General features: G+C 70.9%; 13 protein-coding genes. 3 read left to right on the top strand and 10 right to left on the bottom strand.

The window, feature by feature from the left end:
* Nucleotides 1-54 precede the first annotated feature (54 nt).
* On the bottom strand, nt 55-1,080 hold the full coding sequence (locus FXO23_RS29105) for a YncE family protein (protein WP_158888661.1): 1,026 nt from the start codon (nt 1,078-1,080) through the stop codon (nt 55-57).
* 89 nt (nt 1,081-1,169) lie between these two features.
* Nucleotides 1,170-2,162 (bottom strand): NAD(P)/FAD-dependent oxidoreductase, encoded by a 993-nt coding sequence (locus tag FXO23_RS29100; RefSeq protein ID WP_179956908.1) that lies wholly within the window; start codon nt 2,160-2,162, stop codon nt 1,170-1,172.
* A 121-nt stretch (nt 2,163-2,283) separates the two neighbouring features.
* Between FXO23_RS29100 and FXO23_RS29095 the strand changes: the two genes are divergently transcribed.
* Nucleotides 2,284-3,681: a class II fumarate hydratase gene (locus tag FXO23_RS29095; protein WP_158888660.1), complete on the top strand. Its 1,398-nt coding sequence runs from the start codon at nt 2,284-2,286 to the stop codon at nt 3,679-3,681.
* A 182-nt stretch (nt 3,682-3,863) separates the two neighbouring features.
* On the opposite strand, the gene FXO23_RS29090 is transcribed toward FXO23_RS29095, so the two are convergent.
* Entirely contained in the window at nt 3,864-4,436 is a 573-nt protein-coding gene (locus FXO23_RS29090) for a TetR/AcrR family transcriptional regulator (protein WP_158888659.1), read from the bottom strand.
* Between the two features lie 74 nt (nt 4,437-4,510).
* On the opposite strand from FXO23_RS29090, the gene FXO23_RS29085 reads away from it, so the two are divergent.
* Together FXO23_RS29085 and FXO23_RS29080 are read left to right on the top strand one after the other, a co-directional pair.
* Nucleotides 4,511-5,437 (top strand): DMT family transporter, encoded by a 927-nt coding sequence (locus FXO23_RS29085; RefSeq protein ID WP_158888658.1) that lies wholly within the window; start codon nt 4,511-4,513, stop codon nt 5,435-5,437.
* Nucleotides 5,398-6,921 carry an ATP-dependent DNA ligase gene (locus FXO23_RS29080; RefSeq protein WP_158888657.1) on the top strand — a complete coding sequence of 508 codons (1,524 nt, stop codon included), beginning with the start codon at nt 5,398-5,400 and terminating at the stop codon, nt 6,919-6,921. The genes FXO23_RS29085 and FXO23_RS29080 overlap by 40 nt, the downstream gene beginning before the upstream one ends.
* Before the next feature lie 68 nt (nt 6,922-6,989).
* Here the strand turns inward: FXO23_RS29080 and FXO23_RS29075 are convergent, their stop codons facing one another.
* From FXO23_RS29075 to FXO23_RS29045, 7 genes are all read right to left on the bottom strand, one after another.
* The gene (locus FXO23_RS29075) at nt 6,990-8,189 is read right to left on the bottom strand and encodes a serine hydrolase domain-containing protein (RefSeq protein WP_158888656.1); all 1,200 of its coding nucleotides are present in this window, start codon (nt 8,187-8,189) and stop codon (nt 6,990-6,992) included.
* 3 nt (nt 8,190-8,192) lie between these two features.
* Nucleotides 8,193-9,401, bottom strand: coding sequence for a cytochrome P450 (locus FXO23_RS29070; RefSeq protein ID WP_158888655.1), 1,209 nt, complete (start codon nt 9,399-9,401; stop codon nt 8,193-8,195).
* Nucleotides 9,402-9,422: 21 nt separating this feature from the next.
* Entirely contained in the window at nt 9,423-10,265 is an 843-nt protein-coding gene (locus FXO23_RS29065) for an ABC transporter permease (RefSeq protein WP_158888654.1), read from the bottom strand.
* The gene (locus tag FXO23_RS29060; RefSeq protein ID WP_158888653.1) at nt 10,262-11,215 is read right to left on the bottom strand and encodes an ATP-binding cassette domain-containing protein; all 954 of its coding nucleotides are present in this window, start codon (nt 11,213-11,215) and stop codon (nt 10,262-10,264) included. The genes FXO23_RS29065 and FXO23_RS29060 overlap by 4 nt, the downstream gene beginning before the upstream one ends.
* Before the next feature lie 28 nt (nt 11,216-11,243).
* Complete coding sequence (locus FXO23_RS29055) at nt 11,244-12,092, bottom strand: DUF4097 family beta strand repeat-containing protein (protein WP_158888652.1); 849 nt, start codon at nt 12,090-12,092, stop codon at nt 11,244-11,246.
* A 73-nt stretch (nt 12,093-12,165) separates the two neighbouring features.
* Nucleotides 12,166-12,696: a YlcI/YnfO family protein gene (locus FXO23_RS29050; RefSeq protein ID WP_158888651.1), complete on the bottom strand. Its 531-nt coding sequence runs from the start codon at nt 12,694-12,696 to the stop codon at nt 12,166-12,168.
* 100 nt (nt 12,697-12,796) lie between these two features.
* The gene (locus tag FXO23_RS29045) at nt 12,797-14,023 is read right to left on the bottom strand and encodes an NADH:flavin oxidoreductase/NADH oxidase family protein (protein WP_158888650.1); all 1,227 of its coding nucleotides are present in this window, start codon (nt 14,021-14,023) and stop codon (nt 12,797-12,799) included.
* Between the last annotated feature and the right edge of the window lie 27 nt (nt 14,024-14,050).

Below are 14,050 nucleotides of genomic sequence, written 5' to 3'. Positions count from 1 at the left end.
GAGCGACCCGGGTGCGCCGAACGCACACCCGGGCCGCCGCCGGCGCACCCCCGGTTACGCCGCCTGGCCGGTCTCCCCCGAGTCCGGCCCTGGATCGGTCAGCTTGTTGATGTTGTTGGACCCCTTGTTGGTGACGTACGCGGTTTTCGCGTCGGTGACCGCGATACCGAGCGGGTAGTTGCCGTTCGTCGGGACGGTCGCGCGCACGCGCGTGGTGGCGCCGTCGAGCACCGAGACGCTGTTCGACTTCGAATTGGCCACGTAGACGGTGTTCGTGTCCGCGTTGACCGCGACGTCGATCGGCTCCTCGCCGACCTTGACCGAGCCGGTCACCGAATCGGTCGCGGTGTCGATGATCTGCACGGTGCCCTCGAGCCGGTTGGACACGTACAGCTTGCCGGTGTTCGGGTTGAGCGCGGCCTGCAGTGGCCAGAACTGGGTGTTGATCGTCTTGCCCACCGAAGGCCAGTAGTCCTCCGGCCCGGTGCCGATCACCGAAACCGTGTTGCTCTGCGCGTTGGTCACGTAGAGCTTGGTGCCGTCGGAGCTGAAGACCGGCGAGGTCGGCAGCTTGCCCACGTTCACCGAGGTGGCCGCGCCGCCTTCGTCGATGATGGTGACCGTGTTGGACACGCCGTTGGCGACCGCGACCCGGTCGTTGTTCTCGTCCACGCCGATGCTGTGCGAGTGCTGGCCGGTGCGGTAGCTGGCCTTGACCGTGCCGCGTGCCCCGTCGATGACCTCGAGGGTGTCCTGGTAGGTGCCCACGTAGACGGTGCCGGTCTTGCGGTTCGCGGCGACCGACAGGGGTTGCTTGCCCGGCAACGGGATCCGCTGGGTGAACTCGCCCTTCTCGGTGTCGAAGACGCCGACCGTGTGGTCGCCGTTCTCGGCCACGAAAACCTTGTGCAGCGCGGGAAGCGCGGCGATTTCGAACGGCGAGTTCCCGGCGGGGATGGGTGCGCCGACCGACGGTCCGGTGGCGGCCGCGGCCTGCGCGGCGCCGAGGCCGACGAGCGCGGCGGAGATCCCGGCCGCGACCAGCAACCCGGTCCGTCTCGGTACGAGCGAATGCGTCATGCCTTGCCCTCCAGTAATGGCTTGGAGCCACAGACTAAGGCAAGGCTAACCTCAGTGAAAAGGTGTCGAAAGACACCATCCCGCGGTAACTACTCCACGTTGCTCGAATGGCCGGGGAACAGGTGCGCGTCCGGATCGAGGGTGACCGCGATGTTGTTGACGGCCGTGGCGGCCTCGCCGAACCCGGTCGCGATCAGCTTGACCTTGCCGGGATAGGCCGCCACGTCTCCGGCGGCGAACACCCGGTCCCGCGCGGTCTTCATGGTGGAGTCGACGGCGATCGAGCGGTGGTCGATGTGCAGGCCCCAGTTCTCGATCGGTCCCAGATCGGCGGTGAACCCGAGCGCGGCGACCACGGCCTGCGCGGGCAGGGTGAACTCGTCCTCGCCCTTGACCTTGACGCCCACCTCGGCGAGCAGGCCGTCGCCCCGGTCCCGCAACGCGGTCACCTCGGCGTCGGTGATGATCCGGATGCCCAGGTCGCGGGCCTCGCGGACGATCGAATCGGCGGCCCGGAACCGCGCGCGGCGGTGCACCAGGGTGACGCTGGACGCGATCGGGTGCAGCGCGAGCACCCAGTCGAACGCGGAGTCGCCGCCGCCGACCACGACCACGTCCTGCCCGCGGTGGACCTCCAGCGCGGGCACGAAGTGGACCATGCCCCGGCCGAGCCAGCCGTCCCCGGCGGGCAACGGGCGTGGCGTGAATTCCCCGATCCCGGCGGTGATCAGCACCGCGCCCGCGTGCACCACTTCGCCGCCGTCGAGCGTGACCGCGAGCCCGGATTCGGTTTCGGTCAGCCCTTCGGCCTTACGGCCGAGCAGGTATGTGGGTTTCCACGGCGCGGCCTGTTCGACCAGCCCGTTGATCAGATCCCGGCCGCGCACGGCGGGAAACCCGCCGACGTCGTAGATCATCTTCTCCGGGTACATCGCGGTGACCTGCCCGCCCGCTTCGGGCAGCGAGTCGACGATCGCCATCGACAGGCCGCGGAACCCCGCGTAGTAGGCAGCGAACAAACCGGTCGGCCCGGCGCCGACGATCAGAATGTCGACCGACAACGCCTCCGTGGGCGAGCTCATGGCTCACCGTCCTTCCCGCCAGTGGTGGTTGGCAGTGATCGAGAACACGTTCACCATATCGGGATTCGCGGGTGCGCAACGCCACGACGCGGCGGCCTTTGCGCTGCGCCAGACTTGGGGCATGGCTGAACAGGAATTCCGGATCGAACACGACACCATGGGCGAGGTCAGGGTCCCGGCGGACGCCCTGTACCGGGCGCAGACCCAGCGCGCGGTGGAGAACTTCCCGATTTCCGGCCGTGGCCTGGAGCGCGCGCAGATTCGCGCGCTCGGCCTGCTCAAGGCCGCGGCGGCGCGGGTGAACGCGCGGCTCGGCGTGCTCGACGGGGACGTGGCCGCGGCCATCGCGAAGGCCGCCGACGAGGTCGCCGAGGGCGAGCACGACGCGCATTTCCCGATCGACGTGTTCCAGACCGGTTCCGGCACCTCGTCGAACATGAACGCCAACGAGGTCATCGCGACCCTGGCCAGCCGGGCACTCGGCCGCGACGTGCATCCCAACGACCACGTCAACGCTTCCCAGTCGTCCAACGACACCTTCCCCACGACCATTCACGTGGCCGCGACCGAGGCCGTGCTGACCGACGTGATCCCCGCGCTGGACCACCTGGCGAGCACCATCGAGTCCCGCGCGGCGGAATGGTCGGACGCGGTGAAGTCCGGCCGGACGCATCTGATGGACGCGGTGCCGATCACGCTCGGCCAGGAGGCGGGCGCGTGGGCCGCGCAGGTGCGGTTCGGCATCGAGCGGCTGACCTCGGGGCTGGGGCGCCTGGGCGAGTTGCCGATCGGCGGGACCGCCGTCGGTTCCGGGCTCAACGCGCCGGCCGGTTTCGGCGCGGCCGTCGCCGCCGAACTGGCGAAGGTGACGAACCTGCCGCTGACCGAGGCCCGCGATCACTTCGAGGCGCAGGCGAGCCAGGACGGCGTGGTCGAGACCTCCGGGCACCTGCGCACGGTCGCCGTGTCGCTGAACAAGATCGCCAACGATCTGCGCTGGCTGGGCTCCGGGCCGCGGACGGGCCTGGCCGAACTGGCGCTGCCGGATCTGCAGCCCGGTTCGTCGATCATGCCGGGAAAGGTGAACCCGGTGATCCCGGAGGCGACCCTGCAGGTGGTGGCCCAGGTGATCGGGAACGACGCGGCGGTCGCCTTCGCCGGGGCGCAGGGCAACTTCCAGCTCAACGTGAACCTGCCGGTGATCGCGCGCAACGTGCTGGAATCGGCGCGCCTGCTCGCCGCGGTGTCCCGGCTGCTGGCGGACAAGGTCTTCGCCGGGCTGACCGCGAACACCGACCGGATGCGCGAATACGCCGAAGGCTCGCCTTCCATCGTCACCCCGCTGAACTCCTACCTCGGCTACGAAGAGGCCGCCGCGGTCGCCAAACAGGCCCTGCGGGAACGGAAAACGATCCGGGAGGTCGTCCTGGAACGCGGCCACGTGGACAACGGGAAGCTCACCGTGGCCCAGCTCGACGAGGCCCTCGACGTCCTCCGCATGGCCCGCGGCGGCAAGTAGCGAACTGTCATGAGGGGACCCCTCCGGACAAATTTTGTCCGGAGGGGTCCCCTCATGGAAGGTGCGGGGATTCTGATCGGGAGCGGGTGAGTCCGCCCGTACCACTCACGACCCCAGCACCCGGCTCCCTCGCGTAGGCGACGGAAACCAGTGTGGGCGGGAAGTGCCGCCGCCCCGCGAGTTCACGACTGGTCGAGGAGGCCGCGGGCGATTTCCTTCGCCGCGCGGACCGCGCCCGGCACCACGTCCAGCGACGCGGTGACCGTGGCGCCCTCGAGCAGGACCAGCAGCGCGTTGGCGAGTTTGCGCGGGTTGCGCAGGCCCGCCTGCTCGGCCAGTTCGCGCAGGTAGCCCAGCAGCCAGCGTTTCTGGTCCGCGATCACCCGCCGCCCGGGGTGTTCGCCGTCGGGTAGCTCGGCGTGCGCGTTGACGAACGCGCAACCGCGCGGGTTCTCGGTGGCCATCCAGTCGTCGAGCGCGTCGAACACCAGCAGCGGGCGGCGTTCCGGCGCGACCCGGGAGCGGCCGACCACCGCGCGGACGTGCTCGCGCCAGCGCTCGTCCCGGCGGCGCAGGTACTGGCCGACCAGCGCGTCCTTCGAGCCGAACCGGTCGTACAGGGTCTTCTTGGTGACCCCGGCCTCGTGCGCGATCAGGTCCACGCCGACCGCGTGGATTCCCTTGTCGTAGAACAGTTTCCCCGCCACGTCGAGCACCCGCCGGGCGGCCGGGGTGAGGGTCGTCTCCTGGCTCACCCCTTGACGATATACCGATCTGTTTAGTTAGTCTACTAACCATACCGGTCTGTTTACCTAGCAGAGGAGGCCGTGTGCGCGGGAACGGGATCGTCGCGGCGGGGTTCGTGCTGACCTGGAGTTCGGGGTTCATCGGGGCGGCCCTGGGCGCGCGGTCGGCGAGCACGTTCACCCTGCTGATGTGGCGGTTCCTCGCCGCGGGCGTGCTGCTCGGCGGCTGGTGGTGGCTCACCCGGCGGCGCGCGATCGGCCCGCGCGAACTCGGCACGCAGGCCGGAATCGGGCTGCTCTCCCAGGGCGTGTACCTGTTCGGCGTCTACTGGGCGGTCGACCTCGGCGTGCCGTCCGGGACCACCGCGCTGATCGCGGCGCTGCAGCCGATCGTGGCGACCGTCCTCGGGCAGTTCGTGCTCGGCGAGCGCGCTTCGCCGGCGCAGTGGGCCGGGCTGGCCCTCGGGCTGGCCGGGGTCGCGCTCGTCGTCGGCGGGGATCTCTCGGGCGGCGGGCACGCCCCGCCCCTGGCCTACGCGCTCCCGGTGCTCGCGATGCTCGGCCTGGTGGCCGCGACGCTGCTGGAACGCCGGATCGGCACGACCACCCCGCTGGGTGACGCGCTCGTGATCCAGTGCGTCACGAGCGCGGCGGTGTTCACCGGGCTGGCCGCGGTGACCGGCGAACTCGTCCCGCCGCCGACCGGTTCGTTCTGGTTCGCCGTGGCCTGGGTGGTCGTGCTGTCCACCTTCGGCGGCTACGGCTTCTACTGGCTCGCCCTGCGCCGGACCTCGGTGACCAGGGTCTCCAGCCTGCTCTACCTCACCCCACCGGCCACGATGGTGCTCGCGTTCGCGCTGTTCGACGAGCGGATCGACGTCCGCGGCCTGCTCGGGCTCGCCGGCTGCGCGGTGGCCGTCGCGCTGGTGCTCAGCCCGCGATTGTCGGTGCCGCGAGGCATGATGTCGACATGTTGCTCACCGACGTCGTCACCGCCTCCGCCGCGCTGAGCGCGACCCGCTCGCGCAAGGCGAAGACCGCGACCCTCGCGGAGCTGCTGCGCGCGGCCGCCCCGGAGGAGCTCGGCGCCGTCGTCGCGTTCCTCACCGGACAGCCGCTCCAGGGCCGGATCGGCACCGGCTGGCGCACGCTCGCCGAACTCGGCGCCCCGCGCGCGCCCGGCGCGTCGCTGGAAGTGTCCGAGGTGGACCGCGCGCTCGGCGAGGTGGCCGGGCTGTCCGGCAGCGGCTCGGCCCGGCGCCGCGCGGAAACGCTGCACGCGCTGTTCGCCCGGGCCACCGAGGCCGAGCAGCACTTCCTGTTCCGGCTGCTCACCGGGGAGCTCCGGCAGGGCGCGCTCGAGGGCGTCATGGTGGACGCGATCGCCGCGGCCGCCGAGGTCCCGGGCGAGGCCGTGCGGCGCGCGTTCATGCTCTCCGGCCGGCTGCCGGTCACCGCGCTGGCCGCGATGTCCGGCGGCGAGGCGGCACTGCGCGAGTTCCGGCTCGAACTCGGCCGCCCGATCCGCCCAATGCTCGCCTCCCCTGCCGAATCGCTGGCCGAAGCGTTGGCAGAACACACTTCCGCGGTCGTCGAGTACAAAATGGACGGTGCCCGGATCCAGGTGCACCGGAATGGCGACGAGGTGCGCGTGTACACCCGCACGCTGCGGGAGATCACCGGGAGCGTGGCCGAACTGGTCGACCTGGTGCGCGCGCTGCCGTGCCGGTCGGTGGTGCTCGACGGCGAGACGCTCGCGCTCACCGACGACGGCCGGCCGCGGCCGTTCCAGGAGACGATGAGCCGGTTCGGCAGCACGCGGGACGAACAGGTGCGGGCGTTGCTGCTGCGGCCGTACTTCTTCGACTGCCTGCACCTCGACGGCGCCGATCTGCTCGACGCCCCGCTGCGCGAACGCAACACCGCCCTGCGCGAGGTGGCCGGCGACCACCTGATCCCCGGCGCGACCGATCCGGCCGATCCGGCGGCGATCCTCGCCGACGCCCTGGCCGCCGGGCACGAGGGCATCATGGTCAAGGCGCTGGATTCGCCGTACGCGGCGGGCCGCCGCGGGCGCGCCTGGCTGAAGGTCAAACCGGTGCACACGCTGGACCTGGTGGTGCTCGCCGCGGAATGGGGCCACGGGCGGCGCACCGGGTACCTGTCCAATCTGCACCTCGGCGCGCGGGACCCGGACGGCGGGCCGCCGATCATGGTGGGCAAGACGTTCAAGGGCCTCACCGACGAACTACTCGCCTGGCAGACCGCCCGGTTCCAGGAAATCGAGGCCCGCCGTGACGACTGGACGGTGTACGTCCGCCCGGAACTGGTGGTGGAGATCGAACTCGACGGCGTCCAGGTGAGCACCCGCTACCCCGGCGGCGCCGCGCTGCGCTTCGCCCGGGTGGTCCGCTACCGCCCGGACAAGGACCCGGCCGACGCGGACACGATCACCACCATCCGGTCCCTGATCGGAGGAAACGTCGTGACGTGAGTGTTCCGGGCGGGTCCCCACCGCCCGGAACACTCACCACCCCCGGTTGGGCTACGCGATTCCCCGTTTCATCGCGAGCCGCCCGTGCAGAACTCCGCTCGGAGCACGTCGGTGAAGACGCCGATCGGGTTCCGCGGCTGGAAATCGCCGTCGGCCCAGTCGCCGTTGACGTTGGTCGCGACCAGGTGCCTGCCGTCGCGGGTCCCGTAGGTGTAGGACCAGGACCCGTTGATGGCGCCGCCCATCCCCCAAACCGTGGTGCCACAAGGCAGCCTCACCGAGGACATGCCGAGGCCGTAGGCGGCGTCGTCGATCCAGCCGTGCGTCGGGACCGTGGTGAACATCTCCCGCTGCTGGGCGGGCGGCAGCAACCGGCCGCCCAGCAGGGCGCCGAAGAACCGGTTGAGCTCCCCGGCCGTCGAGATCATGCCCCCGGCGGTCCAGGCCCAGGAGGAGTTCATCTCGGTCACGTCGTAAACCCGGGCACTGGGATCGGGCATGTTCAACCTCGAGTAGTGCCGCGAATGCGGTCCGCGGATCGACGGGTCGTCACCGCGCGGCAGGTACGTTCCGGTCAGGCCGAGCGGACCGGTGATCCGCCGGGCGAGTTCGCCCGCGAACGTCGCACCGGTGACCCGTTCGACGATCATCCCGGCGAGGATGAAGTTGGTGTTGGAATACCCCCAGTCCGTGCCCGGCGCGAAGGCGGGCGGATGGGACGTGGCGATCCGCACGAGCTGTTCGGGACTCGCGCCGTCGAACCGGTGCTCGAGGAACTCGGGACCGAGGTAGTGGCGCAGCATCTCCGGGTCCAGCGCGTAGTTGAAGATCCCGCTGGTCTGGTTGAGCAGCTGCCGGACGGTGATCCGGCCGCCGTCGTGGCCGTTGCCGTGCACCATCCCGGGAAGCCACTTCTCCACGGTGTCGTCCAGGCTGAGCCGGTGCTCGCCCGCGAGCTGCAGCACCAGGGTCGCCGCGAACGTCTTGGTGGTGCTCCCGATGCGGAACCGGTCCTGCGCCCGGCGCTGCCGCCCGGTTCCGGTGTCGGCCACCCCCGCCGTGCCGAACCAGCGCCGGTCGCCGTCGCGGACCTCGGCGAGGATCCCGGGAAGGCCGCCTTCGGTCACGGCCCGGTCGAGCACCCGTCGCACCCCGGCGTGGCCGTGGCCGTCCGCCGCCGTGGAAACCGCGGCGGGGACCACCAGGACACCCACCGCCGCTCCCACCGCGGTGACGATCGACAGGAGCCTTCTTCCCCTGAGTTTCATGGCTTACCCCTCGTCCCAGGTGACCGGGAGCCGCTGCACGCCGTAGACGTTCTGCTGGAACGGGCGCATCGGCACCTCCTCGGGCGGGACGGCCAGGCGCAGCGTCGGGAACCGGGCGAACAGCGCGGGGATGGCCACCCGCATCTCGACCCGGGCCAGCTGCTGCCCGAGGCACTGGTGGATGCCGTGCCCGAAGGCCAGGTGCCCGGCGGCGTTCCGCCGCAGGTCGAGCTTGTCCGGTTCGGCGAACTTCGCCGGATCCCAGTTCGCGGCCTGCAGCGAGAAGATGACCGACTCGCCCGCCTTGATCACCTGCCCGTCCAGCTCGATGTCCTCCACCGCCGCCCGCACGCCGGTGTGCGCGACGCTCAGGTAGCGCAGGAGTTCCTCGACGGCCTGTTCGGCGATCTCCGGTTCGGCGCGCAGGATCGCGAGCTGGTCGGGATTCCGGAGCAGGGCGAAGGTGCCCAGCGCGATCATGTTGGCGGTGGTGTCCAGACCGGCCCCGAGCAGGAAGGTGCCGATCCCGCCGAGCTCCTCATCGGTGAGGTCGCTGGTGGTCAGGTCGCTGAGCATGTCGTCGCCCGGTTCGGCGCGCTTGGCCACGACCAGTTCGTTCAGGTACTCCATCAGCGCGACGTACGCGGCGCCCTGTTCCTCCGGTGCGAACTCCGGGTTGCCCACTTTCGCCGCGTGCCGCTGGAAGGTCTCGCGATCGGCGTACGGGACGCCGAGCAGTTCGCAGATCATCACCGCGGGGACGGGATGCGCGAAGGCCGGTACCAGGTCGGCCTCCGGGCCCTGCCGTGCCATGGCGTCCAGATGCTCGGCGGTGATCTGCTCGACGCGTTCGGTGAGCTGGCGCATCCGGCGGACGGTGAACTTGCCGGTGAGCAGCTTCCGGTAACGGGTGTGCTCGGGCGGGTCGATCCCGGTCAGGTCCCCGACCGGCGCCGGGGGTATCTCCACGCCTTCCATCCCCGGATAAGGGAAGTGGACCAGTTCGTACCGCGAGCTGATGCGGCGGTCGGCCGCCATCGCGCGGGTCTGGGCGTAGCCGGTGACCAGCCAGCCCCGGTGCCCGTCGGGGAAGGTGATCCGGACGACCGGGCTCCGGTCGCGGATCCGCTCCAGTTCCTCGGGCGGGGCGAAGGGGCAGCCCGCGGGACGGTTCGCGGGAAACTCGGTTACTTCCGAAGGTTCGTGCTGCATGGTGGGCTCCTGGATTCGAGGTCAGCGGGCGTACTCGCGGTTGAACAGCTTCTTGGACCAGAGGTAGCCGCCCAGCGCGATGACGGCGCACCAGCCGAGCGCGATCCACGCGTCGTTCCCGATCGGCTTGTCCATCAGCAGGCCGCGCAGGGTTTCGATGATCGGCGTGAAGGGCTGGTACTCGGCGAACCAGCGCAGCCCGCCCGGCATGGAGTCGGTGGGGACGAACCCGCTGCCGAGGAACGGCAGCAGCACCAGCGGCATGCCCACGTTGCTCGCGGTCTCCACGCTCTTGCTCACCAGGCCGAGCGCGACGGAGAACCAGACGAGCGCGAACGACACCAGCACCAGGAAACCGGCCGTGGCCAGCCAGTCGCCCACCCCCGCGGCGGGCCGGAAACCGACCAGCAACGCCACGCCGATCACGATCGCCAGGGCGAACACCGCCTGGAGCACGCTGCCGAGGACGTGCCCGGTCAGCACCGACACGCGGGCGATGTGCATGGTGCGGAACCGGGCGATGATGCCCTCGGTCATGTCCATCGCGACCGAGATCGCGGTCCCCTGGACCGCGGACGTCACGGTCATCAGAATGATCGCGGGCGCGACGTAGTTGACGTACTCCGCGCGCCCACCGGACGCTCCGCCGAGACCTGCGCCCATCGTGCCGCCGAACACGTAGACGAACAGCAGCAGGAAGACGACCGGCATCCCGACGAGCATCAGCGTCATCGACGGGTACCGCAGCATGTGCTTGAGGTTGCGGCGCAACATCGTCGCCGAGTCGCGCAGCGGGTGGAAGCGGAGTTTCACCGAAGCGGGGGCCGGGGCCGAACCGCGGAGGGCGTGGGCAGGGGCGCTCATCGGGTGGTCACCTTCTCCTTCTTGGGGTTGCCGGTGAGGGCGAGGAAAACGTCGTCGAGATCGGGGGTGTGCACGGAAAACTCGTCGACCTCGATGGCCCTGTCGTCGAGCCGGTCGAGCAGGGTCTTCAGCGACCGGAGGCTGCCGTCGCTGGGCACGCGCAGGGCGAGGGCCTCGTTCTCGCGGGACACCTGGCCCAGGACGTTCGCGGCCGCTTCGAAGCCGCGCGGGTCGGTGAACCGCAGGCGGACGTGGCCGCCGGGAATGCGGCGCTTCAGCTCGTCCGCGGTGCCCTCGGCGACCAGCCGGCCGTGGTCGAGGACCGCGATCCGGTCGGCGAGTTCGTCGGCCTCCTCCAGGTACTGCGTGGTGAGGAAGATGGTGACCCCGCCGGCCACCAGTTCGCGGACGATCTGCCACATGCTCCGGCGGCTGCGCGGGTCCAGGCCGGTGGTCGGCTCGTCGAGGAAGATCACCCGCGGGCTGCCGACCAGGGTCATCGCGAGGTCGAGCCGCCGGCGCATGCCCCCGGAGTAGGTCGAGGCCGGTTTCTTCCCGGCCTCGACCAGATCGAACTGCTCGAGCAGTTCGGCGGCGCGGCGGCGCCCGTCCCGCCGGGAGAGGTGGTGCAGATCCGCCATCAGGAGCAGGTTCTCCTCGCCGTTGAGCAGGTTGTCCACCGCGGAGAACTGACCGGTGACGCCGATCGAGGCGCGCACCGCGTCGGGTTCGGTCGCGAGGTCGTGCCCGCCGACCTGCGCGCTCCCGCCGTCGGCACTGATCAAAGTGGACAGAATCTTGACCGTGGTGGTCTTCCCGGCGCCGTTCGCGCCGAGCAGCGAGAAGACGGTGCCCCGCGGGACGTTCAGGTCGAGACCGTCGAGCACGACGTGGTCACCGAACGACTTGCGCAGTCCGGTCGCCGCGATCGCCGATTGCTGGGTGGGCATGCGATTCCTTTCGAGGTAAGAAAAATGGTCAAGAACGGCGGATCGTGATGTCGCCGTAAGAGGTGCGCCCGTGCACTTCGACGGTCTCGTCGGCGCTTTCGGGCCGGGTGGCCTCGTCCAGCAGGTTGCGCACGTGCCCGAACGAGGTGTTCACGTCGAGCCAGGCGGCGGTGCCCTCGGCGATGCCGATCTCGAGACCGCCCATCGCGGTGCCGAGCACGACCGAACCGCGGACCACCTCGCCGAGGCGGATGCCGCCGTTGGCCGTCTTCGCGTCGACCCCGGCGCCCGCCCGGTCGATGGCGATGTCGCCGTTCGCCGAGCGCGCTCGCGCGTCACCGGTGACCGCTTCGATTTCGATGTCGCCGTTGGAGTTCTTGACGACCGCGGTGCCCTCGATCTCACCGACGCGGACCTTCCCGGATCCGGTGTGGATCTCGGCGTTGCCCGCGACGCCGTCCACGGTGACGTGCCCGGCCGCCGTGTCCAGGCGCAGCGCGCCGGTTCGCTCGAGCCGGACGTTCCCGGCGGAGGTCTTGACCCGGCACTCCCCGAGCCGGCCCGCGCCGCGGAAGTCCCCCACCTGCACCTCGCCGGACACCTGCGAACCGCTCGGCAGTTCGACGGACACGTCGACCGACCTCGTCTTGCGGGAGAAGTCGAAGGGGCGCACCTTCGGCCCCCGGACGTGCAGCGTGCCGTTCGCGTACTCGACGCGGACCTGCTTCGCGGCCTTCACGTCGGAGTCGTCGGAGTCGTCGCTCGGGCGCACCTCGACGACGGTGTCGGCGCGATCGCTCGCGGTGAGCCGCACCTGGCCGGCGACGCCGAGTTCGAGCGTGACGACGATCGGTTCGGGTGTGTCGAAAGTAGGCATGGTTGTCCCCTCATCATGGGTGGGTAAGGCATCCCCGCAGGTCGGGGACGTGTGGTGAAGCGGCGCGGTGCGGCTAGCGCACCCAGCCGGTGAAGCTCTGCCGGCTCCGCTTGCCGTACGACTCGGTGCGCGGCTCGCGGTCGGGTTGCCGCAGCGCGGCCGAGGCCGCCCGGACCAGCCAGGCGTTGACCGAGCGGCCCTCCTTGGCGGCGGCCTCCTCGACCGCGGCCTTGAGCTGCTCCGGGAGGCGCACGTTGATCCGGGCCGTCGGGCCGTCCTCGGCGATCGGCGGGCCGCTGTCCGGCACGCTTTCCGCCGTCGCCGGGCCGCTTTCGGCCGCGTCCCGGGGCGGCTCGGCGGACGGCGGCGTGGTCACGACGAAGTTCGGATCGCGTCCGCGCAGGCGCAGTTCCACCGACCCCGGGGCCAGATCGCTGGTGATCTCGTCGGCGGCCGCCGACAGCGCGTCCAGCAGGGTCATCCGGATCGCCGACTCGAGCGATCCGGTGAGGCGCTCGACCAGCGCACGCGCCTCGTCGCCTCCGGCTTCGACGAGCGTGGCGAACTCACGTCCGAGGTTGTCCACATACGAGGTCAAGTCCATGGCACCACTATGGCACACGTGTGGCACCACCGCAAGCCATCATGGCTCAGCTTGATGCCACTCGTGGCTCAGTGTGCCACCTCGGGGAGAAAAGTGCAGGTCAGGCCCGCACTCGGCGGAAAGCGTTGAGCGGATCGTTGATCCCCGCGCGCACCAGCGACCGCAGCGCGCCCCGCCGCCGCGCCACCGGCTTCCCCGCCGCGACCCGGTGCATCTGCTGGGTGTGCCACTGGATTTCCAGCAGGCTGTCCGCGAGCTGGATACCGGTCCTCGGGCACAGCCGTTCCGCCCGCACGTCGGCGCCGCCGAGCAACCGGCCCGGCAGCCCGGGGTCGACGATCATCGGCCGCCCCAGCCCGATCACGTCCAGCGCCCCGGACCGCAGGGCCTCGGCCATCGCCGCCGCGGTGGCGAACCCGCCGGTGACCATCAGCGGGGTGTCGGTGACCTCCCGCGCCTTGGCCGCGTACTCCAGGAAGTACGCCTCCCGGCTCGCGGTGCTCGCCCGCACGGTCCCCATCATCACGGCCCGCTCGTAGGTGCCGCCGGAGATCTCCAGCAGATCGATCCCGGCCGCGCCCAGCTCCCGCACGACCTCCAGGCTCTCCGCCTCGTCGAACCCGCCGCGCTGGAAGTCGGCGCTGTTCAGCTTGACCGACACCGGCACCCCGGCGCCGACCTCGGCCCGCACCCGCCGCACGAGTTCGGCCAGGAACCGCCGCCGCCGGGCCGGGTCACCACCCCAGTCGTCGTCCCGCCGGTTCGTCAGCGGGGAAAGGAACTGCGAGATCAGGTACCCGTGCGCGCCGTGCAACTGGATCCCGGCGAACCCCGCTTCGACGAACGTGCGCGCGGCCAGCGCGAACCGGTCGATGATCGCCTCGATCTCCGCGGCGGTCAGCGCCCGCGGCGCCGCGAAGACCGACCGCACCCCCTTGTTCCCGAACGGCACCGCCGACGGCGCGACCGGCTGCCGGGACAGGAACCGCGGGCTCTGCCGCCCGGGGTGGTTCAGCTGCACCCAGAGCAGGGCGTCGGTCCCGGCGACCGATTCGGCCCACGGCCGGAAGTCCGCCGCATCCGGCACGGGCGGCACCGCGACGTTGCGCGGCTCGCCGAGGGCGGCCGGATCGACCATCACGTTCCCGGTGACCAGCATCCCGGCGCCGCCGCGCGCCCAGGTGCGGTACAGCTCGCACAGCTCCCGCGTCGGGCGGTTCCGCCGGTCCCCGAGCTGCTCGCTCAGCGCGGACTTGGCCAGCCGGTGCGGCAGGACCGCGCCGCACGGCAGCTTGAGCGGCTCGGACAGCGGTTCGGTGCTCGTCATCGATGCTCCCTACCAGCGGTAACCCTA

It is taken from the genome of Amycolatopsis anabasis, from assembly GCF_009765355.1.
Lineage (GTDB): Bacteria > Actinomycetota > Actinomycetes > Mycobacteriales > Pseudonocardiaceae > Amycolatopsis > Amycolatopsis anabasis.
The sequence above is the reverse complement of the archived record's forward strand: the minus strand, read 5'-3'. Positions and strand labels throughout refer to the sequence as shown.